Below are 24,400 nucleotides of genomic sequence, written 5' to 3' on the forward strand. Positions count from 1 at the left end.
ATAACAGTTGTTATCTTATTCACGCCTGTTTCCTGTATACAATACTCTGACTACTGTTTATAAAATAACATTCCGCCAAGAAAAAAAAAGATTGGCACACAACAACCCACAAATACATTTTGCACATTAAATACAATATTTGTTTCTCCACTCTTTTAAATAAAAAAATAAAAAAGAATCTACGGCAATACCACGGCGGGTAATCGCCAAAATTGTATGCCGTAATTTCGCTCAAAAATCCCGAGGGTTATTATGAAAGAATATATTCTTAGAAAAAAATTCCCGTACTGTATTGTCATGATCTTTTTTCTCGCCCTGTTCCTAACCGGCTGCGACAGATTTTACAATAACGCACTGGCAGAGCTAAAGGAGGGCAAGAATGAGTTGTCTTTACTCGCTCAATTGTTCATGATCCATGAAACGATCCCTCCATCATTAACATCGATCATACCCGACAACCAGGCATCAGGTGTTGCCCGCAACTCCGGTATCAGCGCCATATTCAGCGAAGACATTGATCCGGCTACTATTTTAGAATCGAGTTTCATCATTACCAGGGACGGGCAACCAGTGCAAGGTGCCTTCAGGTGTTCCCGGAACAGCGTCACCTTCAGACCCTCATCAAATCTTGATCCCAATGCCAATTATGACATCGCCATAGAAACAGGCATCAAGGACCTGGCCGGCAACAACCTGGAAAGAAGGTTCACATGGCATTTCACAACCGGCACGCAGGTGGATACGGAGCCACCCGTTGTGACCATGACCGTTCCGGCAGACCAGACCATATTAGTACCACTGAATACAGCTATTAATATTGTGCTAAGTGAAAGCGTCGATCCAGTTACGGTTAGGCCGGACACATTTATAGTCTCCAATAATGGGATTGTCGTCCCCGGGGAAATAATATGCAAGAAGAATATAATCATGTTCCGGCCAAAGATGGGACTGAATTCAAATGGGGGGTGCAGCGTGAGGATCACTTCCGGCGTCAGCGACATGGCGGGCAATTTCCTGACCGGGAATTACACATGGAGTTTTTATGTCTCCAACCACATCGACAATACGCCTCCATCTGTTGTTCAGACAGAGCCTCTCGACGGCATAAAGGATATATCTATGATGCAGGGTGTGAGTGTTTTTTTCAATGAAACGATAGATCCCACCACAGTGACAGGAGCAAGTATATATCTCATAAAGGACGGACATAAGATTGACTGTAATGTGGTCTATAAATACAAAATGATAGAGCTCAGGGACATTTCACCTCTGGAAAACAATACCATGTACAGTGTGATTGTCGCTACAAATATAAAGGACCTTGCCGGGAACATGCTTAAAGAACCGTTTACATTCTCCTTTTCTACTCTTGATAATACATTTCCTGAGATACCGACATTTACTATTGAGCTCTCATCCGATCAAAGAAAAATAAATGTGAAAAACATTTATGCCAACAGAGCGCGTCGATTTATTATTGAATGGCAACCATGGGACATTAATAATGCAAACTGGTCCAGTTATGATACAGGGACAATCGACACCAATTTTTTTCTACTATACACTACTGACATATTGAAACCCTGGATGAGATATCAAGTAAGAGTACGCAGTTACAATCTATTTGGAAATGCCAGTTCATATTCAAAAGCGGCACAAATTACCACGGGTTCAACCTTTAAGTTTGGCAAGCCCACTCTTGGATGGACCGCTTCATCTCTTTCCGGAACTACATACTATTCTGATTTGTTATTAAACGTGGACCTTCCCGATGGCGCGGTTAGTTATTCAGCCCATGTTAACCTGAATAAAGCATTTCTATCTAATATTGCAGGAGGTCCGCCCGCTGATGTCACACAACCAATCATTTATGATGTTGATTCGATGCTGATTAAAGAAAAAGTAAAGGTCTACGATTCAGCCTTTTTTTGGTATTGGAAATTACAGCAAATCACCGGTACTGTCAATATAATATTTTATAACGATTGTGGAGATTCCTATACAACAGGTTATCTATATATAAGCGCGGGGACCCCGCCCGGATTGCCGTAATCAAAAACAGCCCGTGATACCATAAATTTAATCATGATGCAGCATTAAGGATTACGGGTCGATATAATAACGAACCAATGGCAATGATATGAAAGAAAAATATTATTACATTATATTATTTACCGCTGCAATAGCAATAATCAGTTCATCCCTCCACGCCGAGTCCATCTTCCTCAGGGACGGCTCCATCGTGGAAGGGACCATCACGACCGAGAACTTTGAAACAATCACCGTCAAACAGTACAATGGCAAGTCCCGTGCCGTTCCCCGGAAAGAGATAATCCGCACTCTTTTTAATGATCATTACAAGACAATGTTCTATTTCCAGCTAGACGGAGATGAAATGGTGGAGGGCTACATTGTTGAAGAGGATGCCCTATCCTACAGGTTGCGACCTGACCTCTATAGTCCCCGGGAAAAGGTCATTCTCAAGACAAAGATCAACTCCTACTCGAAAAAACGCCCGGTGCCTAAAAAGCCCCTGATCGCGGTATCGGCAAGGCCGGCAGGCGTCGTGCCTCTTTTCGGCTTCAGGGACATCGCCCTCTGCGGCACCGGGGGCATTGCAGGCATCGATTGGCTCGCCATTGGCGGCAGCGCCTTCCGCCTTGGTATCCACGGCGGGTGCTGGTACCTTTTCCCGGCCCGCCAGGAGTTCAGGCGGATAGTTATCGCCCCGATAACTATCCATGGCGGCTATGAGTTCACGATCAATAAATGGCTCACCCTTTGCCCGTTTTTAGATGCCGGTGGCGCCTATAACAGCATGGTGTCGCGGCCTTCGATTATCAGGAAATCCGCCAGGGACAGCTTTGAGCCCCTGGTTATGGCCGGACTGGATACAATGTTCTTTGTTTCAAAGGCCGTGGCGATAACTATCGGCGCCGGATACGGCATTATTATAGAAAAAAGCAATATTTTGCATTTAGTCTCATTTCAGGTAGGCGTTGAAGGAAAATTCTAGGCTGCATTGAGGAGCTCTGGCCCTGGGGGATAGGCCGATAACTATCTGTCCGCTGTTGTTCTGACATCCCCAATTATTGGAAGGCTGCCGGAAACCCGTTGTGTAATACCCTCATCCGTCAACACTTTGCCCTGCTCATAATAGTGAACGATTGTTTACCGATAACTATCGGGACATTCCAGTAAATCACCATCTGCTCTGATACCATCTTTGAAAAACATGCCGATAACTATCCGTCAACCCGCCGGGATCCATTACGTAAAATAATGCTTGTGAAAAACCATCCCATCACCATATCCTGGGGTCAGAGCATCGATAATAATCCGGACAAGCCCCATGGCATCATCTAAAGAAATTGAACAGAACCTCAATACAATCCAGAACTGGATACTGATATCCAACAAGAAAAACGTGCTCCGGGGCCTTGAAAAGCTCCTCGGCCGCGGGGAGAGCGTTATCGATGTCCTGGACGGCCTGTACCGTGGGATAAAAATCTCCGGCGACAGGGACCTTGCCGGCGTCCTCCTGGCCACGGACCGCCGCATTCTCTTCGTCACGAGCGAGCTTTCCAGCCCGCAGTACGAGGAGCTCTCCTTTGGCGACATCAGGGGGATCGCCTTCGAGCGAGCTTTCTCTTCCATCATCATAACCATGAAGCTCAAATCGACACAGGTCACCTTCAAGACCTTCGACAACAGGTCCGCCGTGACGAAATTCATAGACATCATCAACAGCAAAGGTGACGGAGCGATAACGCCCCGGGAGGACTCCACCCTGCGGATCCTTGACGAGATCAACAGCACCATGAAGACCCTGGAGGAAATGAACAGGAACATCATCAGCGGCGCCCCAACGGCCGGAGAGGCAGCCGGGGCGGAGATTGCCATCGACGATGCCAGCCTCGAATTTCTCTATAAAGAAGCGAAAAAGATAAACAGGACCATAGCGGAGCTCATGGGCCAGGTTAACAACAAGGATTTCAAAGACGCCCTGGCAAACGACATCATACTGCTCTCATCCCTCTGCGGCATGCCCGATGGCGCGTTGTCACCGGCGGAGCTTATCTTCATTTCCCTGGTGCTGATGCCCCTTAACCCTGACGGATCGACCGCAACTGCCGCCCTTGCCGGTGAGATATTCTGGGGCGATTCCTTCCCGCCGGACCGTAAGGGCGACCTGATCAGCTACTGGAACAGCATCTCGGGATATATCAAGAAAACGAAGCCGGGCCTTGACCTGGAGGGCTACTCGTTGAAGACCATGAACCTCCTGGAGAACCTTGACCGGGAGACCGGGGCCAGGCACGCGGACCGCGCCGGCACCGCCCTCTACACCTTCGCCCAGTGCCTCATGAAGGCGGACGGCACGCTGTCGCCGGAGGAGGAAGAGCGGCTCAAGCAGATCCATAAGCTGATCTACCGTGGCACCGCCGTATCATCCACAGCGGTCGCTATCAAGGAGGCCGAAGAGGAAGAGACGTTGGAAAAGGTAATGGAAAAGATCAACGCCCTGGTCGGCATGGGCAAGATCAAGGAGCAGATAGCGACCCTGGTGAACCTCATCAAGGTGCAGAAGGAGCGGGAGGAGCGGAAGCTCCCGGCGACGCCGCTGTCGCTTCACGCCGTGTTCTACGGCCCACCGGGGACCGGCAAGACCACCATCGCCCGGCTCCTGGGCAAGGTGTACAAGAGCCTGGGGCTCCTCAAGCGCGGCCAGCTCGTGGAAACGGACCGCGCCGGCCTTGTCGCGGGCTACGTGGGACAGACCGCCATCAACGTGGACAACGTGGTGCAGAAGGCGCTGGACGGCGTCCTCTTCATCGACGAGGCCTATGCCCTGATCCCGGACGACATCGGCGGAAAGGACTTCGGCCAGGAGGCGGTGAACACGATACTCAAGAGGATGGAGGACTACCGCGAGAGACTGGTGGTGATCGTGGCGGGCTACACGGAGGAGATGGACCGCTTCATCCTTTCGAACCCGGGCCTGAAGTCACGCTTCAGCCGCTATTTCTACTTCGACCATTACAAGCCAGAAGAGCTGATCAGGATCTTTGACTCCTTCTGCAAGAACGCCGAGTTCAGGGTTCCCGATGAGGCCCGCTCCAGGGCCCTCGCCCTGTTCGCAACACTTTATGAAAAGCGCGACCGCACCTTCGGCAACGGCCGGGCCGTGCGCAACATATTCGAGCGCATCGTGGAGCGCCAGGCGAACCGCATCGCCGGCATCTCGCCCCTCACGGACGAGATCCTCTGCACCATCGCGCCGGAGGACATCCCGGAGGAGAAGGACCTCATAGGATAATTCAATGCGAAAAAAAGAATACGAAATCACAGACCTTGGGGAGATCGAAGCCATTCTGATGAAGGCTGATGTCTGCCGACTGGCAATGACCGACGGCGCCGTCCCCTACATCGTTCCCCTCAACTTCGGATACCGCGACCGGGCTCTCTACTTCCATACGGGCCATGCGGGAAAAAAAATCGACATCTTGAAGAAGAACAACATCGTCTGTTTCGAGGTCGACATGGACGCCGAGCTCATCAGCGCCGATACGGCCTGCGGCTACGGCATGAAATACCGGAGCGTCGTCGGCGCAGGCAGGGCGCAGTTTGTGGAGGACCGGGAGGGCAAGCGGGAAGCTCTCGATATCATCATGGGTCATTACTCGGAGCGCAAAGGATGGGACTACCGGGAAAATTCCTTTGAGCGGACCTGTATCATCAAGGTGGCCATCGAGACAATGACCGGGCGAAAGGCGGGATAGCCGTCACTTGCGCCGTAGCTTCACCACCGGAGGATGGCCCGCGCCGCAGTCGAACTCGCCGAGATCTTTTAAAAACCTGATGACGGCCTTTTTGCCCGTTACCTGCATCGCCCCGATGACTTCGTCGGCGCCGGATGCCCCGCCCTTCACCAGCTCGATCCTCCCCCTGCCCTGCCTGAGATTAAAGGTAAGCCTGTCGCACAGGTGGGCCTGGCCGTAAACCGAGTTCCACGTCCCCTTCAATTCGCCGTTCTCGCCCAGTGAGACCGCCAGGTCAGCCGATACCCCTGCGGTTTCCGACATGTAGGAGCCCGCGCAGGTCACCAGGGTGTTGATCATGGCCCTGACCTGTGTCGCGTTCGAGCATTGATCGCTGAAATAATTCTCCACCTTCGTAAGGGCTGCGAAAGAGGTCCCGTTCCAGTCCATGACAGCGACGACTGTCAGGGGGTATCCCTCCGGTCCCTTGCGGTATCCGCTGACGAGGATGAGGACCTCCTTCTGTCCATCGGAGTCCACGTCGGCGAAGAGGATCGGACCCGCGCCCCTGTTGTCCACGGTGAGATTGTCGAACTGGCGGATATCGGGAAGCTGTACAACCCGGCGAGGACCGCCCTTCTGCGGGACGAGGGCAAGGCCCGAGTAACGGCACTCGGAGCATTCCTCTTCCCGGTATATCACGATGGCGCCGCCCACGGTGGGACCGAAATCACCCTGCGACACGCACGCAGTCTCCTGGCCGGCAGGGAGGCTGCGCCGGACTTCCTCATCCAGGCGCTGACGCATATCGGCCGCGATTGCCGGGGCGATAACGATGGCCATCTGCAGGCCCATCAGTATCATTTTTAATTTGGCCGGCGATATACGCATATAATGGCTATCCCTCACTATGGGATTTTATGAGTCAGCGGCATTACCGCCCTTTACCTTGAACACCATCTTGATGGACCTGATGATAAACAGCGTGGAAAAGATGAATATGAACATGGAAAAGAGAGCCAGCAGCAAGTCCGTCGTGGCAAGAACATCAAGCCATGATGAATCGGACCCGTGGCCGGTGACGCTCCGCCCCGCCTCATACATCTCCTGTCCCTTGAAGAGAAAGAACATGACCACGCCGAGCATCGATCCGGCAATACGCTCGATACGCGTAAGGATCCTGCTTGATTTCTCACCCATCTCGGGTCCCGCATCAGGGCCGCCGACGCGGAGGACACGGAAGGACCGCTTCACCCAGGCGATATCGGTAGCCATATCCCTGTTGGCCGCGATTTCCCGGACCAGTGTATAGCTACCGGACAGGAAAAACATGATTCCCGCGACGCCGAAGTATGCAATGGCGAGAAAGATGATACCGCCGCCCCTGAAGTAGAATGACGCCATTACGATGACGAAAGCGCCGAGAATGGTAAGGGCGCAGAGGGCGAAGCCCCCGCTGAAGGCCAATACGAGGCCGCCCATGGACGGCTTCATGTACTCCCTCATGTCCGCTTCCCGGGGACTCTTGAAAAGCGACACCATGAGGATTATAAAAGAAACAAACGGGACGGCGAAGAACAGGGGTATGATGATCCCGATGGCGGAGCCGATATTCTCGATTATGCCGCCGTCGCTCCATAGAAGGCCAACGAGGGAAATGGCGCCCATCAGAAAGAGGGAAAAAACGGTAAGGACCAGACCGCCGACAAAACCGTACAGGCCGATCTTGTAAAGACGGAGCTTCGACTCTATGGCTGAACCCGGCCCGGCGCTGTTCGAAAGCAAGGTCATGGATCGTCCTCCGGTTGTTGTCGATGCCTTACAGGGTGTAGATGATCTTGTACGCCCCGTTGCTCCCCGGAGGCGCATCCGGAAGCTCTTCGAAGGAGATGCCCTTGCTCTGCCTGGCCCGCTGGTACACCGCGTCCGTCACAAGGATCTCCCACGCATCGGCCGTGTCCTCGCCGAGCTTGCTCGCGGCGTTCACTTCAGCGCCGAACACGTCGGTGTCGCCGATCCGGAGCATCTTCCCGTACCCGAGGCCCACGCAGAGAAGCACCTTTTCCTCATCGGACCTGTCCACGTTATAATCTTTGAGAGTGCGCTGCATGGTGATGGAGCACTGGATCGCCTTGGCTACGTTGCGGAAAATAACCAGGAAGCTGTCCCCTTCCACCTTGAGCAATATGCCGTCATTGTTCTCGATGATGGGTATGAGGATCCGCTCCGATTCATGGATGGTCTGCAGAAAATGGATAATGCCGAACTTCGCCACGCCGCGGGAAAATCCCGAAAGGTCGGTGAACATGACGCACCAGGTCTCGCCGAATAGGTCCCAGATCCGTTCATCGATCTTCTCCTTGTCGGAACCCGGCTTGAGCCGTTCCGCTATGAGCTTCTCAAGGCGGTCCTCGGAAGCGCTGCTGTTTATCGATCTCCTGTCTCCCATGATATCTCCTCGATGATGTATCATTTCCCCCGGCGCAGGGGGATTTTTATTCACAGAAAAGATACACCCCCTCCGATAGGGTGTCAATATTAATACCGGGACCATGAAAATATTCACAATAATGCTTTATAAACACAGTCTCTTATATTTCGGTTATGATAATTATTTTTTCAGCCGATTAATTATGCATAGATCAAACAAATGAACAGAGGCACCGACCATGAAAAAAATCATAATCACCATGCTATTTCTTGTAATCCTGCTGGGATTGGCTTCGCTTTCACGGGATACCCGCGAATACCATATAGGCAAACCGGCCTTCGCACTCTGCACCTCCGAAGGCATCAAAAACGATTGCTGCTTCAAGTTCTTCAAAGTCCTTGAGGGGGGCGTGGTCGTCGAGAACCTTAAGACCAGGGAAAAGAAGGCCATTGCAGAATTCAAGCGCTGCATGCGAGCCGATACCGGGTGTTCAGTCGAGATGACGGAGCAGAAATCAAAGAGCACCCGGCAGGTCAGGACCCTCTGCGAATAGGGCGGTCCCGCCCTCCATCCGAATCCGCGCAAAATTGTTATTGCAAATATTGCATACCGCTGCAGATTGTATTCCACCATGCATATCCGGGTATGTGAAAAATGAAAGCGCCGACATTCGAAGAAATCATCCGGCAGGACATAGAATCACTCCGCAGATGTCCAAACAGCCTTGACTGCGATGGCTGTCCCGACGACATCTGCGTCAAGGTCGTGTCCGTGGCCGACTTTCCCTCCGATTACGGCCAATTCAGGATCATCGGCTTCGTCAACAACAAGGATGAAAAGGACCACTCCATCGTGCTGAAGGGCGATGTCGGCGACGGCGAGGACATCCTCACCCGGATCCATTCCTCGTGCCTGACCGGCGACGCCCTGGGCAGCCGCCGCTGCGACTGCGGGCCGCAGCTCCACGAGGCCCTGGAAATGATAGAGAAGGAAGGACGCGGCATCCTCCTCTACCACATGGAGGAAGGACGCGGCATAGGGCTTATGAACAAGCTCCGGGCCTACGCGCTCCAGGACCATGGCCTGGACACGGTCGACGCCAACACCATCCTCGGCTTCAAGCCGGACGAGCGGGACTACCGCATCCCCGCGGAAATGCTGAAAAAAATCGGCGTCGCCAGCGTGCGCCTCATGACCAACAGCCCGGACAAGGTCGAGCAGCTCGAGCGGTACGGCATCCGCGTCACGGAGCGGGTCCACCACGAGCTGGCGCCGGACCGCCACTCCCGGCGCTACATGGAAACCAAGAAGGAGCGTTTCGGCCATCTCCTGCGCCTGGACCACAGGGAGGATGAGCGGTACTGACCGGCCCATAATTCAACAACTGTATTGACAAAAAAATATCCATAGGATAAACATGCTGCAACAATATAAAGAAATGCGGCGCGGCACCGAAGGCAGCGCGGATACGCGCAAACAGATAATCCGGAGTAATACAGACCACGAGGTACATTTATGTTCGAAAAAACAAAGCTCATCATGACTCTTGTCTTCACATTGTGCTTCCTTTCATTCAGTTTTCTGGTTGGGAAATTCTACGAAAGAATCCATATCAGTCGCAGCGTCATGATCGGCGTCTGCGTCGTCATGACTGTGGCCTTGGCCGCGTCGTTCATCGCCGATATCATAGTATCAAAACGCACCAGAGAAGCGGAGCCCAGGGGCAAGGAATAATCACCGCCAAGGCCTATAGGGCAGGACCATGGAGTTGCAGCGTATTAAAGGTCATGGTAACAGCAACAGATCTTCCCGATGATATCTTCATGGTCCGTGGTAACATTATTAAATCCAGGAAATCACAATTTATAGTTGAAAAAAACCGGCGGATTGTTATTCTAAGCATAGATAATCGGTGATAGGGCAACAATATGAACATAGTGAAATATTTTCCAAAAACATCAATCACCATCGCCCTTACGATCGTGACGTTATTCCTATCATGCGACACTTTCAAGGATACATCCGATTATAAAATCAATCTTTTTCTCATCTGTACGGGAAGCACAACGTCCACTCATATTTTCAGCGCCACCGTGATACTGGACGACGATACGCCCATTGCCTTGAGCAATCTGTCGGGAACCATGGTCATCCCCGCCGGAAAAATCAAAACCGCGACCATTACACTGACCCGGGCAGACAGTTCCGATTCACTGATGATCCTGGCCTACAAGGACAACAAGCTGGATGAAAAGGGATATTCGATCCTTCCGACGTGCACCACGAGCAGCACCACAACCTACTGCTCTAATACCCTGGCATTTCAATATAAGGTAAGCGACGACAAATCGTCGAGCACCTCCGGCACGACCACGACATCAACTTCAAGCTCGAGCTCCAGTACAAGCTCAAGCACCAGCTCCAGCTCATCATCAGGAAGCTCCTCCAAATAACTCCCCGAGGCCACCGACCGCCGCTCATCGCGGCGGTTATCATATAGAGATTGCTCATTTCAATACTATAGGCTTATTGAACCGACGGCACAAGGAGCATCATGATGACATCCACACACCCATGGCAGTATGAAGAGATGAAGCACGTGGGCACCGATTACAATAGCGAGGCCGAAGTCGAGAACTATGACCGTCGCATGGCAACCATCCGCGACATACAATCGGAAATCCGTGAGATCATCTCATCCCTCGATCTTTCGGCGGACGCGGCCGTCATCGAGTTCGGCTCCGGCACCGGTGAATTCGCCGCCGCCGTATCGGAACAATGCCGCCAGGTCTATGCCGTGGACATATCGCCCATCATGCTGGCCTACGCGGAGAAAAAGGCCCTTTCCCGGGGCCGGGGCAACATCCGCTTCGTCAATGCCGGTTTCCTGAATTACCTCCATGAGGGAGAGCACCTTGACGCCGTGGTCACCCAGCTGACCCTGCACCATCTTCCCGATTTCTGGAAGCAGATAGCCCTGATGAAGATGAACTCCCTCCTGAAACCCGGCGGAAGGCTTTATCTCCGTGATGTCGTGTTTTCTCTTAAGCTCGAAAAATACGAGGCATCCGTGAGCCATGTCCTCGACAATTTCAAGAAAACTTCCGGTGACGACATGACGACGAAATTCTCGAATCACATCAAGAACGAGTATTCGACCTTCGACTGGATCATGGAAGAGATGCTTTATCGGGCGGGATTTGACATCGAGGACGCCCGGTACGGGGAAAACTTCATGGCGGTGTATATCTGCAAAAAAGCCCGCCGGGAATAGACCGGCGGACTATCATTCCGGCGCGCGGCGCATTAATGCCGTTGACGCATTATCGTTGTTTGTATATATTATAAACGCCCGAAGATTACGGGCATGATCCGCTCCATTCCATGATACGCGAGGCGCCGCCATGACCAATGAATACATCAACTTTATCATCTTCCTTGAAAATACCCTGGCGACCTACTATCAGAAAATAAAGAACCTGGCCCGCCTTGAAGGAGCCCGGGACGTCCTTGAATTCATGGAGGTCCACTCCTTTGAACACGCGAAGATCATTGAAGAAATAAAAGAAAAATTTCCTAAGCCGGTCATGAACGAAGCCATTATCTCAGACTTTCAGAATAATCTTCTCAATACCGTGTTCAAGAAGATTTCAGAGGAAAAAGACGCGGTCAAGGCTCTCGAAATGCTGGCGAATTCCGAGGAATCCCTCGGCAAATTGTACGAGAGCATGGCACGGCTTCTGAAAAAAATGGCCGATTACAACCTTATGATCGCGCAGAATATCGAAGAGATAGCCAGGCAGGAATACGGCCACCGCGATATCCTTCTCAAGGACAGGGATCGCCTCGCGAAAAAGAGAACATAGCATTTTCCACTTCCATTTCACGGCTATTTTATGGATTGATTCTGTAATATTAAACAAATACCCGCCCACGTTTTTCCATAAAAAATTCAAAAAAATCACCGGAAAATTTGACGATCGCCCGGTTTTTCTATAGATTATTTTGGTTGCGGTCAGAATAGGATTGGTTTGTATCCAACCTCCCCTGATGCCGAAAACCAGTCATGATTTATACGCGTCTATTCATTATATCCCCGCCACAGCGGGGATTTTTTTCGCCTTGCGGGATCTTCTTTCTTCTCATAATGAGTTTTTTATATGGATAGTTATCGTTCTTATGAGATTATTATAGGTATTACTACCGATAACTATCGTTAAAAATCACTTGCAAGACAAATTTGCTCTGACCCTATCCCCATTTTTCTTGACAATCACTTATTTTTGTAAGATTATCCAGGGCCATGAAAGGCTTGTTGTTTATCCCTATTGTTATCGCTTTATCCGTCCAGTTCACCGCGTGCCTGATGTCGCAACAGCACCAGATTATCCGGAATATAGACACCCTCGCTGGAAACCAGCGCTTTGACCCGGCCCGATTCAGGGATATTGACCGGTTTGCCCTGGAGGCTCCGGGTTCAGCCGGAGAATCCATTGACACCCTGGCGGCGTATCTTACCGGGGCTGCCAGCGACGACCTGGGGAGGGTCAGAGCACTATGGCGTTGGATAACCGCCCATATCACCTATGACATCGATAAGAAAAACTACTCCGCCCGGGAGACCCTGCGCGACAGGAAAGGCGTCTGCCAGGGCTATTCCGAGCTGTTTGTCGAAGCGGCCCGGCGCATGGGGGTCAGAGCAATAGAGATCACCGGCTACACCAGGGGATCGGCCTATAGCCCCGGGGACAGGGTGGTCAATGACCATGCCTGGAACGCTGTCCTGTTAGATGGCAAATGGTATCTTCTGGACAGCACCTACGGCGCAGGGCACTTCAATAAAGGAAAATATTTCAGGGAATACCGGGAGCATTATTTCCTTACCCCGCCGGCCGAGTTTATCTATACTAATCTTCCGGAACTGCGGCGGTGGCAGCTCCTTTCGGGTAAGATTTCAAAGAAGGCTTTCGAGAGTCTCCCTTTTTACCGCCACGGGTATTTTCAGTATGGCCTTCGTCAGCTGGACGGGAACCGATCCAGTGTTATAACATGTTCCCATGAATTGGATCTTCGCTTTTCCGCTCCGGCCGGATTGATTATCACCGTCAATATACGGGATAAAATGGGAACTATCGTTTCCCGGCCCGATGCCGTACGGGACCACGGGGATATACTCATTCATGCTGTTTTTGAAAATCCCGGAGACTATCATCTTATTGGCTGGATAAGCCCCGCTGACAGGCCCAAAGACTATTCATGGGCCTTCACCTATCTTGTCAAGGTTCGATAAGAGCGCCGGATCACCGGATCGGGTGTTTTCTAATTTCATCCTAAAATTAATTACCGTCACTATTAATCCATACTTGACATAATCCGCCCCTTTTTTTAGTGTTACTAAGGAACACATCAAATCCCATGGTCAGGCTTATCCGGCCTCAGGTTCATGGGACATCCCGACCGGCTGCCGCCGGAGCGAGATGCTAGCAACCCTCTCCATCCGGAGAGGTGTATCAGAGCGCAATTCATCCCTAATTTCTCTACGAGGTCACTCTATGCCAAAACGCGACGATATCCACAAAGTACTCATCATCGGATCCGGCCCCATCATCATCGGCCAGGCCTGCGAATTCGACTATTCCGGCACCCAAGCCTGCAAGGCCCTGAGAAAGCTGGGCTACAAGGTTATCCTGGTGAACTCCAATCCGGCCACCATCATGACCGATCCGGGCATGGCGGATGTGACCTATATCGAGCCCCTCAATGCCGAGACCATCACCAAGATCATAGAAAAGGAGCGGCCCGACGCTCTCCTCCCAAACCTGGGCGGACAGACCGGCCTGAACCTATCCTCGGAGCTGCATAAAAAGGGGATCCTCGATAAATACGGCGTACGGATCATCGGCGTTGAAGCGGACGCCATAGAGCGCGGCGAAGACCGCATCGCCTTCAAGGAGACCATGAACCGCCTGGGCATCGAGATGCCCCGGAGCAATCCCGCGTTTTCCATCGAGGAAGCCGAGAAAATCGCGGAGGACCTCGGGTACCCTGTGGTGATACGGCCTGCCTACACCATGGGAGGCACCGGCGGCGGCATGGTCTATAACATTGAGGAGCTGCGCACCGTGGCCGCGCGGGGACTGGCGGCCAGCATCGTACACCAGATACTGGTGGAGGAATCGGTGCTGGGCTGGGAGGAGCTGGAGCTCGAAGTGGTGCGGGACGCCAAGAACCAGATGATCACCGTCTGCTTCATCGAGAACGTGGACGCCATGGGCGTACACACCGGTGACTCCTATTGCACCGCCCCCATGCTTACCATCAGCCCGGAGCTGCAGCAGAAGCTGCAGAAATATTCATACTCCATCGTCGAGGCCATCCAGGTCATCGGGGGCACCAACATCCAGTTCGCCCACGACCCGAAGACCGGCCGCGTGGTGGTCATCGAGATCAACCCGCGCACGTCGCGCTCGTCGGCACTGGCGTCCAAGGCGACGGGTTTCCCCATCGCCATGGTCTCCTCGATGCTCGCCGGAGGCCTTACCCTCGACGAGATCCCCTACTGGCGCGACGGGACCCTGGAAAAATACACGCCCTCCGGCGATTACATTGTCGTGAAATTCGCGCGGTGGGGCTTCGAGAAATTCGAGGGAGTGAAGGACGAGCTCGGCACGCAGATGCGGGCCGTCGGCGAGGCAATGAGCATCGGCAAGAACTACAAGGAGGCGTTCCAGAAAGCGATCCGCTCCATGGAAACGGGCCGCCACGGCCTCGGGTTCGCCAAGAACTACAATTCACTTCCCCTCGACGAGCTGATGCGCCTTGTTTCCACGGCTACGAGCGAGCGCCAGTTCATCATGTACGAGGCGCTGCGCAAGGGCGCCGATATCGCCCAGCTGAACGCCCGGACCAACATCAAGGCATATTTCATAGAGCAGATGAAGGAGCTCGTTGAACTGGAAGAGGAGATGCTGAAGCACAAGGGGAACAAGCTGCCCGACGCGCTGCTGAAAAAGGCCAAGGAAGACGGCTTCTCCGATAAATACCTGGCGAAAATCCTCGACATGAAAGAGGACGATATCCGCGGCCAGCGCACCGCCATGGGCGTGGTCGAGCGCTGGGACGCCGTGCCCGTAAGCGGCGTCGAGAACCGCGCCTACTATTATTCGACCTACAACGGCACGGACACGGTGCCGGTGTCATCAAGAAGAAAGATCATGGTCCTCGGGGGCGGTCCCAACCGCATCGGCCAGGGGATTGAGTTCGATTACTGCTGCGTCCACGCGGCCTTCGCCATCCGCGACGAGGGGTTCGAATCGATCATGATCAACTGCAATCCCGAAACCGTGTCCACCGACTACGACACCTCCGACAAGCTCTACTTCGAGCCGCTGACGGCTGAGGACGTGCTATCGATTTACGGCAAGGAAAAACCGGAAGGCGTCATCGTCCAGTTCGGCGGCCAGACGCCCCTCAACCTGGCCAACCAGCTCATGAAAGCGGGTGTGCCGATCATCGGCACCTCGCCGGAATCGATCGACCTCGCCGAGGACCGCGACCGGTTCCGGCAGGTGATGAAGAAACTCGACATCCCGCAGCCCGAATCGGGCATGGCCAGCAACCTCGGGGAGGCCCTAGCCATAGCCAGCAGGATAGGGTATCCCCTCATGGTGCGGCCCAGCTACGTCCTGGGCGGCAGGGCCATGCAGGTCGTCTATTATGAGGATATGCTCACGCAGTACATGGCCGCAGCGGTCGACGTGTCGCCGGAACGGCCCATCCTCATCGACAAGTTCCTCGAGAACGCCATCGAGTGCGAGGCTGACGCCATCAGCGACGGAGCGGAAGTCGTCGTCCCGTCGGTGATGGAGCATATCGAGCTGGCCGGCATCCATTCCGGCGACTCCGCCTGCGTGATACCGCCGGTGACCATCCAGAAAAAGCATATCGCCATCATAGAGGAGTACACGAAGAAGATCGCCCTGGAGCTCAAGGTCGTAGGCCTCATGAACATACAATACGCCATAGCGAACGACACGGTCTACATCCTCGAGGCCAATCCTCGGGCGTCCCGGACCGTGCCGCTGGTGTCGAAGGTATGCAACATATCGATGGCCCGCATCGCCACCCAGGTCATGCTCGGCAAGAAGCTCAAGGATCTGAAGGTTCAGCGGAAAGAGGTGAAGCACTTCGGCGTTAAAGAGGCGGTCTTCCCCTTCAACATGTTCCCGGAAGTGGACCCGGTCCTGGGGCCGGAAATGCGCTCAACCGGCGAAGTGCTGGGCATGGCGGACTCCTTCGGATTGGCGTTCTCCAAGGCGGAGGAAGCTGCCAACATGAAGCTGCCCGTTAACGGGACCGTTCTAATCACCGTGAATAAAAACGACCGGGACCAGGCCCTGGAAGCCGTGAAGCAATTCCAGCAGCTCGGGTTCAAAGTCATTGCCACCGAAGGCTGCAGCCGCTATTTCTCGGAAAACGGCGTCCAGACCGAATCGGTATTCAAGATATACCAGGGGAGACCCCATATCATCGACCGGATCAAGAACAACGAGATACATCTCATCGTCAATACCCCGAGCGGACGGCAGAGCGAATATGACGACTCGTACATCCGCAAGGCCGCGGTGCATTACAAGCTTCCCTATCTGACCACCATGGCCGCGGCCACGGCGACGGTCAAGGGCATACAGGCCATCAGGCAGGGCAAGAGCGAGGTGAAGTCGCTGCAGGAATATCACAAGGGGATTGGATAGAGCAACTGCGAAATCCCTCACCCCCTGCCCCCTCTCCCATTTAAATTTGAAAAAAGGAGAGGGGGGAAACAGGTTAAACGTCTTATAGCGGAGCCCTCTCCTTTTTCCCGAATTTCATGGGAGAGGGCGGCCCCGGAGGGGCGGGTGAGGGCATGTGATAATTATTATGCATCTTAAAACTTGTACGCAGCCCCGAAATTGACGCCGTAGTACTGCTCATACTCGCCGGTAAGCCATCCTTTCTGGTACCCGCCGTTGTAGGCGGACCCGACATCGTAGAGGTTGATATGGGGCAGTATGGCGTAGTATCCTCCCACCCAGAATTCAACGCGGATCTTTTCCACGAAATAGGCTAATTTCAGGTCAGCCGTGCCGCCCATGGCCAGGTAGGCAACGGCAAACTCGTCAGGAATATAGTAGAAAAGAAACAACGGGTTTCGGGGGCACAGGAATTTTTTCTTGGAATAGTAGGTGCCTCCCTGGATCAGGGCGGCTATGGCGGCCTTAATGGAAAAGCCCTTGACTTCGTAGTAAAAACCGATTCCCAGCGAAGGGCCTACGTACCAGGCATTATACTCCAGGTCCGATTTCGCCATCGTGAGCAGAGTCGGGAAGGCCATCAACCTCATCGATTTCCCTTCCCCGTCATTATACTTGAACTTCACTCCAAAAAGGAGGTTAAAATACTTATGGAAAAAGTATTCTACAGTCAGATCAGCCTGGTATCTCCGGGAGCTCATTTTCCCGTCTTCTATAAAAGCGCTGGTCATGATCTGCGGGATGGTCAGATACAGGAAATTATTATCCATCCCCAGGGTGGTATACTTGAACTTATCCTTTGCGAGGCCGAAAAGCGCCGAAAGCCCGACGTTCCAGTTACTTCCCGCCTTGATCCATAACATGGGCCCCATCATGAATGAGCCCCCATGGTGCATTCTCAGATCCTTCGACACAAGATTGCCGGTCATGCCGTTCTCAAGCTTCATATAGCCAGGATGCCACCAGTCGTAGGCCATATTGATGCCCAGCTTCACTTCCACGTCCTTGGGCATTGTCGGCTTTTTTACAGATATGACGGCCTTATGATATTTATGCTGCGGATAAGCGGGCAGTGCCGCATGGACAGTGATACCCAATGCCGCAATAACAATCAGTATACCATTTCTCATACGAGTTCCTCTCCCCGTGCCAATGCCTGCATGAAGATAAAAAACCGCCGCTTCCGCGGCGGTTTCAGTATTTGATTACGATACGATTACGATTCTGTTAGAATTTATATGCGACTCCGAAGGTGATGCCTCCCCAGTGCTCGATCTCGGTATCGATCCACCCATTCTTATACGTAAGATCAAATCCGGAGCTGTCATCCCCGGCGGCAAAATGAGGCAGCATGACATACCGGCCGCCGACAAAGACTTCGAGGTGCGCCGGCTCTATCAAATAGGCCAGCTTCATGTTCATGTCAAGGCCGATGCAGAAATAGCCGACTTTATATTCATAGGGCAGCATCATGAGTAATGACCAGAAATATTTCTTTTCATTATTGTATTCGCCGAACTGAACCAGGGCCGATACGCCGGTGCTGAAGGTAAGGCCTTTGACGAATTCATAATGGAAGCCAATGCCGATGGAAGGCCCGAAATACCAGGCGCTGTATTCTTCCTTTTTCATATCAAAAAACATCGGTAAAAACCCAAGGCGGAATGAATCACCCTCGCCATCAGCATAGTTAAAGCGCACACCGATAAGCAGATTCAGGTATTTATGGAAGGCATATTCGACCCCCAGGTCCGCGTCATACCTGCGGCATTTTGAATCTCCCACGTCAAAATAAGCGCCTACGATACTGCCAGGCCAGCCGCCAAGCGGAATTCCCCGGGCAAGATGCAAATCAGTGGCAGCGGTCGTATACTTGAACTCATTTCTGCTGAGACCGAAGAGAACCTGTCCGTTAAGGCTCCAGCTGCCGGTGAGCTGCACCCAGAACATGGGGCCCAACATGAATGAACCCTTAGAATCGTGTTTCAGATTATTACTGAAAAGCTTTGCCGCATCTTCCCTCTCAAAGTTCAGAAAAGCCGGTTGCCACCAGTCACCCATCATGGAAACGCCAAGCTTGGCTTCTACAGCGTGTGAAGCGGTCGGCGTAAATACAAGGCCTGCCGCAAACAAGGCTGCAACTATCAATACAACTAACTTCTTCATTGTAAACCCCCATAATGCTTTGATTATGTATAAGTTGATAATGTATGGGGCATACCTAACAAATGGAGTTGCTAATGTCCATAAAAAAATAAAAAAATTGGGTAACAATATTGGAGGATTAGCCTGAACGGACATTCTCTATGATGATTCGCTTATTTGCAAAATCGCTCTATGTATTCCCCTGATTTAACCAGATCTTTCAGATTGTAAACCTCGATGATCACCGATCCGGTAAATTCTTTCAGGAAATGGCCGAACAGGCCGGCCGCGACAGCATCGAGGCCGGTCAGCGCCTGGTGGTCTCTCCCGTTACTTACGCCATGGAGGTGGACCTGCCGTATCTTCCGGTGAAACACTTCAATGAACCGGCCATAGTCATGGTTGTACAGCGATACGTGACCCGCGTCCATGCAGACAGAACATTTGCTCCTCATGATCAGGCTGCTGAAAAAAGTCAAATCGTAGGATGTATTTTCGATCAGTATGTTGCTCGCCGAGTTGCCCAGCCTGGCGGAAATCGCGTCAAGAGCCTTGTGAAAAAGATTGAAATGCTCCCTGTCGAGCTCTACGCCGGGCGAGCCCCTCACCAGCTTGTCCACATGGAGCACATAGCCGTCGACATCGAGAATCTCCGTCTCCATCATGATCTTCTCAATGATAGAGAGGGATTCTTCCATATGAGCGGCGGACGGCCTGAGCAACTCCAGGTCAGAAGGCAGGTGCACCGTGAAACGGAGACCGCTCTCATCCTTGATCGCCTTCAATTCCTTGATGATGCGGGGCGACATCACCTCGTCAAGATACTCCTTGCCGAAGAAAAGAAGCTGCACAAGGTCAAAGCTGTCCTTGAGGTACACCACGTTGGCCACCACGCTCTCGTCTTTTACGGGAAGGATAAACGATGTGGTTCCTATTTTAAAGGGAAATCTGTTTTTATATGATACCATTTCGTTTACCGCGGCAAGGGCCACGGAGGGGAGCACAGGGCCAATGCATCATGGTAGAGTATGTGTTCATCATATCTTAGGCACAACCCCATGTAATATCAATTGAAAAAATTCCATATTTAAAAAATTATTTTGACAACCGTCGTTGCTATTACATACATTATGAGCGATATTCTGGAACCTCTGGGGTGGGGTGCAGAGCTTTTTACAAAAAACCGTCCGGACATACGGGAATAAAAATGACACAGCCCGAACTATTGACGATGCTCTACATATTTTTCGCCCGTATTATAGATGTCTCCATCGGGACCGTCAGGATCGTCCTTATTTCCAGGGGATACCGGTATATCGCTCCGATATTCGGTTTTGTTGAAGTGCTCATCTGGATAACGGCCATCAGCAAGGCCCTGGCGCACCTGGAAAGCGTGTACAGTTACCTCGTCTATGCGGCCGGTTTCGCCACGGGAAACTACGTCGGCATGCTCCTGGAGACACGGCTTCCCTTCGGATATAAATCGATACGGGTCATAACGACCAAGGAGGTATCGGCCCTGCCCCTCATGCTGCGCGACGAGGGCTTCGGGGTCACCATAAGCGAAGGCCTGGGCTTGAAAGGACCTGTTTATATCCTCTACTCCCTGGTACCCAAAAAAACCATGGCCCGCTATCTGGAAATTGTCAATATCCTGGAGCCGGGAGCCTTCATCACCATTGAAGAGGTCCGTGCTTACCGGCCTGGTTTTATATCGAGAAAAACCTATCCCGGCTTTTGGGGACGGTTAACACGGAAAGGGAAATAACCGTCGTCAAGGTATTTATCAATGAAAGACACAGCCGTAAACGAAAAAATCAATCTCCTCCGCAAGATGGAAATATTCTCCACCCTGGGAGCCCACGAGCTTGAAATTGTCGCATATAACAGCCAGCTGGTCAGCTACCGCAAGGGCTCGCTGATATTTTCCGAAAATTCGCCGGGCAATGAACTCTTTATCATCAAGGATGGCGAAGTGCTCATCACCCGCCACCGGGATGACGACGATGTCGATATCGCGCAGTTCATCACCGGCGAATCTTTTGGGGAATGGGATCTCATCGCCAATACACCCCGGGTGGCCACGGCCATTGCCATACGGGATTCCGTGCTGCTGGTCTTCCCGCGGGAGGGCATCACCTTTCCCATATTTCTGCAGAAATATCCGAAGATGTCGGCACGGATGACCTATAAGCTCCTGAGCGTTATCACCCAGCGAATCAGAAATACGCAACGGCTCATAAACGAAAAAACCCCCTGGGTCCGCGCCATTAAAAAGCAGATGCTCGTTGATAAGCTTACCGGTCTCTACAACAGGAATTATCTTCTTGAGGAGTTTGACGAGCTTAAAACCTGCAGTGACGCTCCCCTGGCGCTGTTGATCATCAAGCCGGACAACTTCAAGGATATTAACGATCGTTTCGGCCACGAAGCGGGAGACAAGATCCTCATTCTCATGTCCATCTTCATCCAGTCTGTGCTGCGTGACTCGGATATAGCGACACGCTTCCACGGCGACGAGTTTGCCGTGGTGCTGCAGAACACCAGCAGGGAGGAAGCGATCGCCGTTGCCCGTGACCTGGGGGTCGTTCTGCACGGCATCGACCTGGAGCAGGTAACCGGCGTGCCCGATCTAAAGATCACCGTAAGCATCGGCATCTCTCTTCGCCCGGCCCACGGCTCGGACGCTCCCGGCCTTACTCAGTGCGCCCGTGACACCATGTATCGCGCCCGTGAAAAGGGCGGGAACCGCATCATTGCCCTGAAATAATTTTTTAAATCCATATTTTCTATTCGTATACCCTTTAAAGCGCATCCCGGGTTTGTGGATGCGCTCTTTATAATACTCGACAGGGGAGGGAAATATGGAAACCACACTAAATGTCGATGTTGATATTTTATCAAGAATTTCACAAGCTGCGCATTTGAAAGGCATTTCGCGTACAGATATGATCATCTTTCTTATTAAAAAGACCATGGATGATGTTTCCCTCGAGGCTCATATGGGGAAGATGGTCCGTTACCAGGAAAAGAGAAATACGAAAGAATGGCACACTTTTCATGTGCGCCTGAGGATGGACGATTATGAATATTTTTTGGATCTCAGGAAACTCCTCAAGATGTCGGTTTCTCTTATTCTTGCCTATGCAGTGGAAAAATTTTTAGACGAGGTATTGAAAAACAGTATTAGCGATAACTATCGATATAAAAATTATACAGTCATTAGAGAAGTTGTCGACAATATCATTTCATGGAAATTCATATGGGGATTCCCAGTCAACTTCATTAAGAAGCTCAAGTTATAGTCACATGAATTCTTGATGCCGGCTTTTAAACTTTATTTTTCAAGATCTCAATATATAAACGGGAGAAGACGCCAGCTTTTTTCGCGATACTTATCAAACACTTCTTGGTATATATTCGAAAGCATCTTTTCCTCGGAATTGAGCCTGTAAAGGGTTTGCGGGATCGTGAAGACGGTCATGAGTATGCAAGCGATCACGCTTCCTGCTGCAAGACCTGGAAGGCTTCCCAGGATGCATACGGCCAGATATGCCGGATGACGGATAATAGAATATATCCCCGTGGTTATGAGTTTATGACCTTCGCCGACGCGGATATCATAGGTGAAAAACCGCCCCAGTTGAATATAGGCAACCAAACGTATGATCAGCCCCGCGGCAAGAAAATACAAAGTACCGATAACAATCGGTCTCGGTGTTCTCAGCGGAACCAGCTCCCACCGTAAATCAGCGAAAATAAGGACCACGCTGCAAAGCCACAACACCCTGCTCGCCATGATCCACCATTGACGGGGCACCTGATCCTGAAACACCTGCCGCTTTGCGATTATAAGCTCCAGAACCAGCCAGATGCCATTAATGATAAACAGAACTACTAGTTCACTATTCCAAACCGGGGAGATCAAAAGTCCGCAGGCTATAATAGAAAACGGCGAAACGGTCATGGCATACTTTTTCATACAATGCCTTCATATCTAATTAATCAAATAGAACAAAAAATAATTCTAAATAATTCGATACAGTATTATCAGGATTTTCCCGCGACTTTTATATCAATTGTTTCAACAATATTCATACAAAGATCGTTCATTAGCCTCATCGCTTCCGGATCGAGGTGTTCCAGCGTATCAAAACGGGTATGATAGTTGAAACGGGGCGTCCTATCCTGGGCTACGACCGTGATAGCCTGGCCTATTCCGGCTTTGACGAATTCAGCGCCGTCGGTTCCGCCCGCATCCATGATCCACCGGTTATAGCTGAGTCCCATCCCCTTCATGATACTCTCCACCATCTCAACATATTCCCGGTCATACCAGACCATCTGCCACGCCTCGCCTTCAATACACAGAAATTCATCCTTATCCGCAACGCCATCCACGTTGAGGACCCATACGTCTCCGGCAAGAAGATCGTCCCGGTGCCGCCTGATAAAAGCCCGCGAACCTTTGAGACCGGCTTCCTCCGCTCCGAAGGCGACAAGGAGTATTCGAATGTTCCTCGGTCTCTTTTTCCGCTGGGCGCGGTATATCTTGGCCAGGCCCAGGTTCACCGCAATTCCCGATAGATCATCCATTGCGCCGGGCGAAGCCACTGACTTATCATAGACCAGATAACGGAATAAGAAAAAGAATCCCGGAAAGAGGAACGGTACAATCACCATGGTCCACCACATCGGCCAGGGCAGCAGGCCCAAAAATTCAGCGCCGCCCAATCGTGCCGCCGATAACAGCAGAAGCAGTATAGCTGATATGACGCCGAAGTTGAGCTTGTACCGCGCGAGGTGGCTCTTTTCTGCAAAGGGCGGGCAATGCCATGATGAGTCGATGTGCGCCGAAAGAACCAGTGTCGCCCGCACGTACTTCGCGCCGCCCGGCGGATCTATGATGCTGTACACATTGTGTGATGTTGATTTCGGGGAAAAACGATCAAACCATTCCCGGTAGAGGATTATCTGCGGGACGGCAAAGATGAGAAGCGCCGCAGTCAGGATCAGCGTTACCAGGGGAAGCCAGAAGAAAAAGAGTCCGGCTATCATGAGGCCCGCTCCAATGGCAGGGATCGCCCCGATGCACGCCTTTGCCGCGTAACTGAATTCCTCCACAACAGCATTGCCGGTCACAGACATGAACTCGTCGGCGATGATACCGGAGGCGCGATTCTCTTCCTCTGAGCCGGGAAGACGCGGTCCGCACCGGTCAATGATCCTCTGGATGAACTCCCGCTGATATTTCAGGATCTGATCCATTG

At 52.0% G+C, this 24,400-nt stretch carries 23 protein-coding genes; 15 read left to right on the top strand and 8 right to left on the bottom strand.

Annotated elements, in window-relative coordinates; all coding sequences use genetic code 11:
- The first annotated feature begins 252 nt into the window (after window positions 1–252).
- The 4 genes from KA369_14015 to KA369_14030 all read left to right on the top strand — a co-directional run bounded on the left by KA369_14015 (window position 253) and on the right by KA369_14030 (window position 5,783).
- Window positions 253–2,052 (top strand): Ig-like domain-containing protein, encoded by a 1,800-nt coding sequence (locus KA369_14015; GenBank protein MBP7737089.1) that lies wholly within the window; start codon window positions 253–255, stop codon window positions 2,050–2,052.
- 88 nt (window positions 2,053–2,140) lie between these two features.
- Complete coding sequence (locus tag KA369_14020) at window positions 2,141–3,016, top strand: hypothetical protein (GenBank protein ID MBP7737090.1); 876 nt, start codon at window positions 2,141–2,143, stop codon at window positions 3,014–3,016.
- 336 nt (window positions 3,017–3,352) lie between these two features.
- The gene (locus KA369_14025) at window positions 3,353–5,320 is read left to right on the top strand and encodes an AAA family ATPase (GenBank protein MBP7737091.1); all 1,968 of its coding nucleotides are present in this window, start codon (window positions 3,353–3,355) and stop codon (window positions 5,318–5,320) included.
- A 4-nt stretch (window positions 5,321–5,324) separates the two neighbouring features.
- On the top strand, window positions 5,325–5,783 hold the full coding sequence (locus KA369_14030) for a pyridoxamine 5'-phosphate oxidase family protein (protein ID MBP7737092.1): 459 nt from the start codon (window positions 5,325–5,327) through the stop codon (window positions 5,781–5,783).
- A 3-nt stretch (window positions 5,784–5,786) separates the two neighbouring features.
- Here the strand turns inward: KA369_14030 and KA369_14035 are convergent, their stop codons facing one another.
- The 3 genes from KA369_14035 to KA369_14045 are packed head-to-tail and all read right to left on the bottom strand — an operon-like array spanning window position 5,787 to window position 8,211.
- Complete coding sequence (locus KA369_14035) at window positions 5,787–6,653, bottom strand: hypothetical protein (GenBank protein MBP7737093.1); 867 nt, start codon at window positions 6,651–6,653, stop codon at window positions 5,787–5,789.
- Window positions 6,654–6,680: 27 nt separating this feature from the next.
- Window positions 6,681–7,553: a hypothetical protein gene (locus tag KA369_14040; protein ID MBP7737094.1), complete on the bottom strand. Its 873-nt coding sequence runs from the start codon at window positions 7,551–7,553 to the stop codon at window positions 6,681–6,683.
- Between the two features lie 28 nt (window positions 7,554–7,581).
- Window positions 7,582–8,211, bottom strand: a complete 630-nt coding sequence (locus KA369_14045) for an adenylate/guanylate cyclase domain-containing protein (GenBank protein ID MBP7737095.1) — start codon at window positions 8,209–8,211, stop codon at window positions 7,582–7,584.
- Window positions 8,212–8,431: 220 nt separating this feature from the next.
- On the opposite strand from KA369_14045, the gene KA369_14050 reads away from it, so the two are divergent.
- The 8 genes from KA369_14050 (at window position 8,432) to carB (ending at window position 16,946) form a co-directional block, all read left to right on the top strand.
- Complete coding sequence (locus KA369_14050; protein ID MBP7737096.1) at window positions 8,432–8,746, top strand: hypothetical protein; 315 nt, start codon at window positions 8,432–8,434, stop codon at window positions 8,744–8,746.
- 101 nt (window positions 8,747–8,847) lie between these two features.
- Window positions 8,848–9,558 carry a GTP cyclohydrolase II gene (gene ribA / locus KA369_14055; protein MBP7737097.1) on the top strand — a complete coding sequence of 237 codons (711 nt, stop codon included), beginning with the start codon at window positions 8,848–8,850 and terminating at the stop codon, window positions 9,556–9,558.
- Window positions 9,559–9,708: 150 nt separating this feature from the next.
- The gene (locus tag KA369_14060) at window positions 9,709–9,927 is read left to right on the top strand and encodes a hypothetical protein (GenBank protein ID MBP7737098.1); all 219 of its coding nucleotides are present in this window, start codon (window positions 9,709–9,711) and stop codon (window positions 9,925–9,927) included.
- Window positions 9,928–10,121: 194 nt separating this feature from the next.
- Window positions 10,122–10,646: a hypothetical protein gene (locus KA369_14065; GenBank protein ID MBP7737099.1), complete on the top strand. Its 525-nt coding sequence runs from the start codon at window positions 10,122–10,124 to the stop codon at window positions 10,644–10,646.
- Between the two features lie 104 nt (window positions 10,647–10,750).
- Window positions 10,751–11,467 carry a class I SAM-dependent methyltransferase gene (locus KA369_14070; protein MBP7737100.1) on the top strand — a complete coding sequence of 239 codons (717 nt, stop codon included), beginning with the start codon at window positions 10,751–10,753 and terminating at the stop codon, window positions 11,465–11,467.
- Between the two features lie 130 nt (window positions 11,468–11,597).
- Window positions 11,598–12,059, top strand: coding sequence for a hypothetical protein (locus tag KA369_14075; GenBank protein ID MBP7737101.1), 462 nt, complete (start codon window positions 11,598–11,600; stop codon window positions 12,057–12,059).
- Window positions 12,060–12,496: 437 nt separating this feature from the next.
- Complete coding sequence (locus tag KA369_14080; protein ID MBP7737102.1) at window positions 12,497–13,483, top strand: hypothetical protein; 987 nt, start codon at window positions 12,497–12,499, stop codon at window positions 13,481–13,483.
- Window positions 13,484–13,745: 262 nt separating this feature from the next.
- A complete protein-coding gene (carB, locus tag KA369_14085) occupies window positions 13,746–16,946 on the top strand; it encodes a carbamoyl-phosphate synthase large subunit (protein MBP7737103.1) in 3,201 nt (1,066 codons plus the stop codon).
- A 173-nt stretch (window positions 16,947–17,119) separates the two neighbouring features.
- Here the strand turns inward: carB and KA369_14090 are convergent, their stop codons facing one another.
- The 3 genes from KA369_14090 to KA369_14100 form a co-directional block, all read right to left on the bottom strand.
- Complete coding sequence (locus KA369_14090; GenBank protein MBP7737104.1) at window positions 17,120–18,115, bottom strand: hypothetical protein; 996 nt, start codon at window positions 18,113–18,115, stop codon at window positions 17,120–17,122.
- Window positions 18,116–18,212: 97 nt separating this feature from the next.
- Window positions 18,213–19,151 carry a hypothetical protein gene (locus KA369_14095; protein ID MBP7737105.1) on the bottom strand — a complete coding sequence of 313 codons (939 nt, stop codon included), beginning with the start codon at window positions 19,149–19,151 and terminating at the stop codon, window positions 18,213–18,215.
- Between the two features lie 152 nt (window positions 19,152–19,303).
- Window positions 19,304–20,098, bottom strand: a complete 795-nt coding sequence (locus KA369_14100; protein ID MBP7737106.1) for a sugar phosphate isomerase/epimerase — start codon at window positions 20,096–20,098, stop codon at window positions 19,304–19,306.
- Window positions 20,099–20,337: 239 nt separating this feature from the next.
- Here KA369_14100 and KA369_14105 point away from each other — a divergent pair, with 239 nt between their 5' ends.
- The 3 genes from KA369_14105 to KA369_14115 all read left to right on the top strand — a co-directional run bounded on the left by KA369_14105 (window position 20,338) and on the right by KA369_14115 (window position 22,435).
- Window positions 20,338–20,898 (top strand): DUF2179 domain-containing protein, encoded by a 561-nt coding sequence (locus KA369_14105; GenBank protein ID MBP7737107.1) that lies wholly within the window; start codon window positions 20,338–20,340, stop codon window positions 20,896–20,898.
- 21 nt (window positions 20,899–20,919) lie between these two features.
- Window positions 20,920–21,900, top strand: a complete 981-nt coding sequence (locus KA369_14110; protein MBP7737108.1) for a GGDEF domain-containing protein — start codon at window positions 20,920–20,922, stop codon at window positions 21,898–21,900.
- A gap of 94 nt (window positions 21,901–21,994) precedes the next feature.
- A complete protein-coding gene (locus KA369_14115; protein MBP7737109.1) occupies window positions 21,995–22,435 on the top strand; it encodes a hypothetical protein in 441 nt (146 codons plus the stop codon).
- A 47-nt stretch (window positions 22,436–22,482) separates the two neighbouring features.
- On the opposite strand, the gene KA369_14120 is transcribed toward KA369_14115, so the two are convergent.
- Both KA369_14120 and KA369_14125 read right to left on the bottom strand, forming a co-directional pair.
- Window positions 22,483–23,112, bottom strand: coding sequence for an isoprenylcysteine carboxylmethyltransferase family protein (locus KA369_14120; GenBank protein MBP7737110.1), 630 nt, complete (start codon window positions 23,110–23,112; stop codon window positions 22,483–22,485).
- Between the two features lie 68 nt (window positions 23,113–23,180).
- Window positions 23,181–24,398 carry a M28 family peptidase gene (locus KA369_14125; GenBank protein MBP7737111.1) on the bottom strand — a complete coding sequence of 406 codons (1,218 nt, stop codon included), beginning with the start codon at window positions 24,396–24,398 and terminating at the stop codon, window positions 23,181–23,183.
- Window positions 24,399–24,400 lie beyond the last annotated feature (2 nt).

It is taken from the genome of Spirochaetota bacterium, from assembly GCA_017999915.1.
Classification (GTDB): domain Bacteria; phylum Spirochaetota; class UBA4802; order UBA4802; family UBA5550; genus RBG-16-49-21.

Coding starts and splice junctions, on each gene's coding strand:
- KA369_14020 (MBP7737090.1), top strand. CDS start 2,141: ATGAAAGAAAAATATTATTACATTATATTATTTACCGCTGCAATAGCA.
- KA369_14040 (MBP7737094.1), bottom strand. CDS start 7,553: ATGACCTTGCTTTCGAACAGCGCCGGGCCGGGTTCAGCCATAGAGTCG.
- KA369_14065 (MBP7737099.1), top strand. CDS start 10,122: ATGAACATAGTGAAATATTTTCCAAAAACATCAATCACCATCGCCCTT.
- KA369_14110 (MBP7737108.1), top strand. CDS start 20,920: ATGAAAGACACAGCCGTAAACGAAAAAATCAATCTCCTCCGCAAGATG.
- KA369_14015 (MBP7737089.1), top strand. CDS start 253: ATGAAAGAATATATTCTTAGAAAAAAATTCCCGTACTGTATTGTCATG.
- KA369_14125 (MBP7737111.1), bottom strand. CDS start 24,398: ATGGATCAGATCCTGAAATATCAGCGGGAGTTCATCCAGAGGATCATT.
- KA369_14060 (MBP7737098.1), top strand. CDS start 9,709: ATGTTCGAAAAAACAAAGCTCATCATGACTCTTGTCTTCACATTGTGC.
- KA369_14120 (MBP7737110.1), bottom strand. CDS start 23,112: ATGAAAAAGTATGCCATGACCGTTTCGCCGTTTTCTATTATAGCCTGC.
- KA369_14035 (MBP7737093.1), bottom strand. CDS start 6,653: ATGCGTATATCGCCGGCCAAATTAAAAATGATACTGATGGGCCTGCAG.
- KA369_14070 (MBP7737100.1), top strand. CDS start 10,751: ATGACATCCACACACCCATGGCAGTATGAAGAGATGAAGCACGTGGGC.
- KA369_14090 (MBP7737104.1), bottom strand. CDS start 18,115: ATGAGAAATGGTATACTGATTGTTATTGCGGCATTGGGTATCACTGTC.
- KA369_14095 (MBP7737105.1), bottom strand. CDS start 19,151: ATGAAGAAGTTAGTTGTATTGATAGTTGCAGCCTTGTTTGCGGCAGGC.
- KA369_14075 (MBP7737101.1), top strand. CDS start 11,598: ATGACCAATGAATACATCAACTTTATCATCTTCCTTGAAAATACCCTG.
- KA369_14050 (MBP7737096.1), top strand. CDS start 8,432: ATGAAAAAAATCATAATCACCATGCTATTTCTTGTAATCCTGCTGGGA.
- KA369_14030 (MBP7737092.1), top strand. CDS start 5,325: ATGCGAAAAAAAGAATACGAAATCACAGACCTTGGGGAGATCGAAGCC.
- KA369_14045 (MBP7737095.1), bottom strand. CDS start 8,211: ATGGGAGACAGGAGATCGATAAACAGCAGCGCTTCCGAGGACCGCCTT.
- KA369_14080 (MBP7737102.1), top strand. CDS start 12,497: ATGAAAGGCTTGTTGTTTATCCCTATTGTTATCGCTTTATCCGTCCAG.
- ribA (MBP7737097.1), top strand. CDS start 8,848: ATGAAAGCGCCGACATTCGAAGAAATCATCCGGCAGGACATAGAATCA.
- KA369_14115 (MBP7737109.1), top strand. CDS start 21,995: ATGGAAACCACACTAAATGTCGATGTTGATATTTTATCAAGAATTTCA.
- KA369_14100 (MBP7737106.1), bottom strand. CDS start 20,098: ATGGTATCATATAAAAACAGATTTCCCTTTAAAATAGGAACCACATCG.
- carB (MBP7737103.1), top strand. CDS start 13,746: ATGCCAAAACGCGACGATATCCACAAAGTACTCATCATCGGATCCGGC.
- KA369_14105 (MBP7737107.1), top strand. CDS start 20,338: ATGACACAGCCCGAACTATTGACGATGCTCTACATATTTTTCGCCCGT.
- KA369_14025 (MBP7737091.1), top strand. CDS start 3,353: ATGGCATCATCTAAAGAAATTGAACAGAACCTCAATACAATCCAGAAC.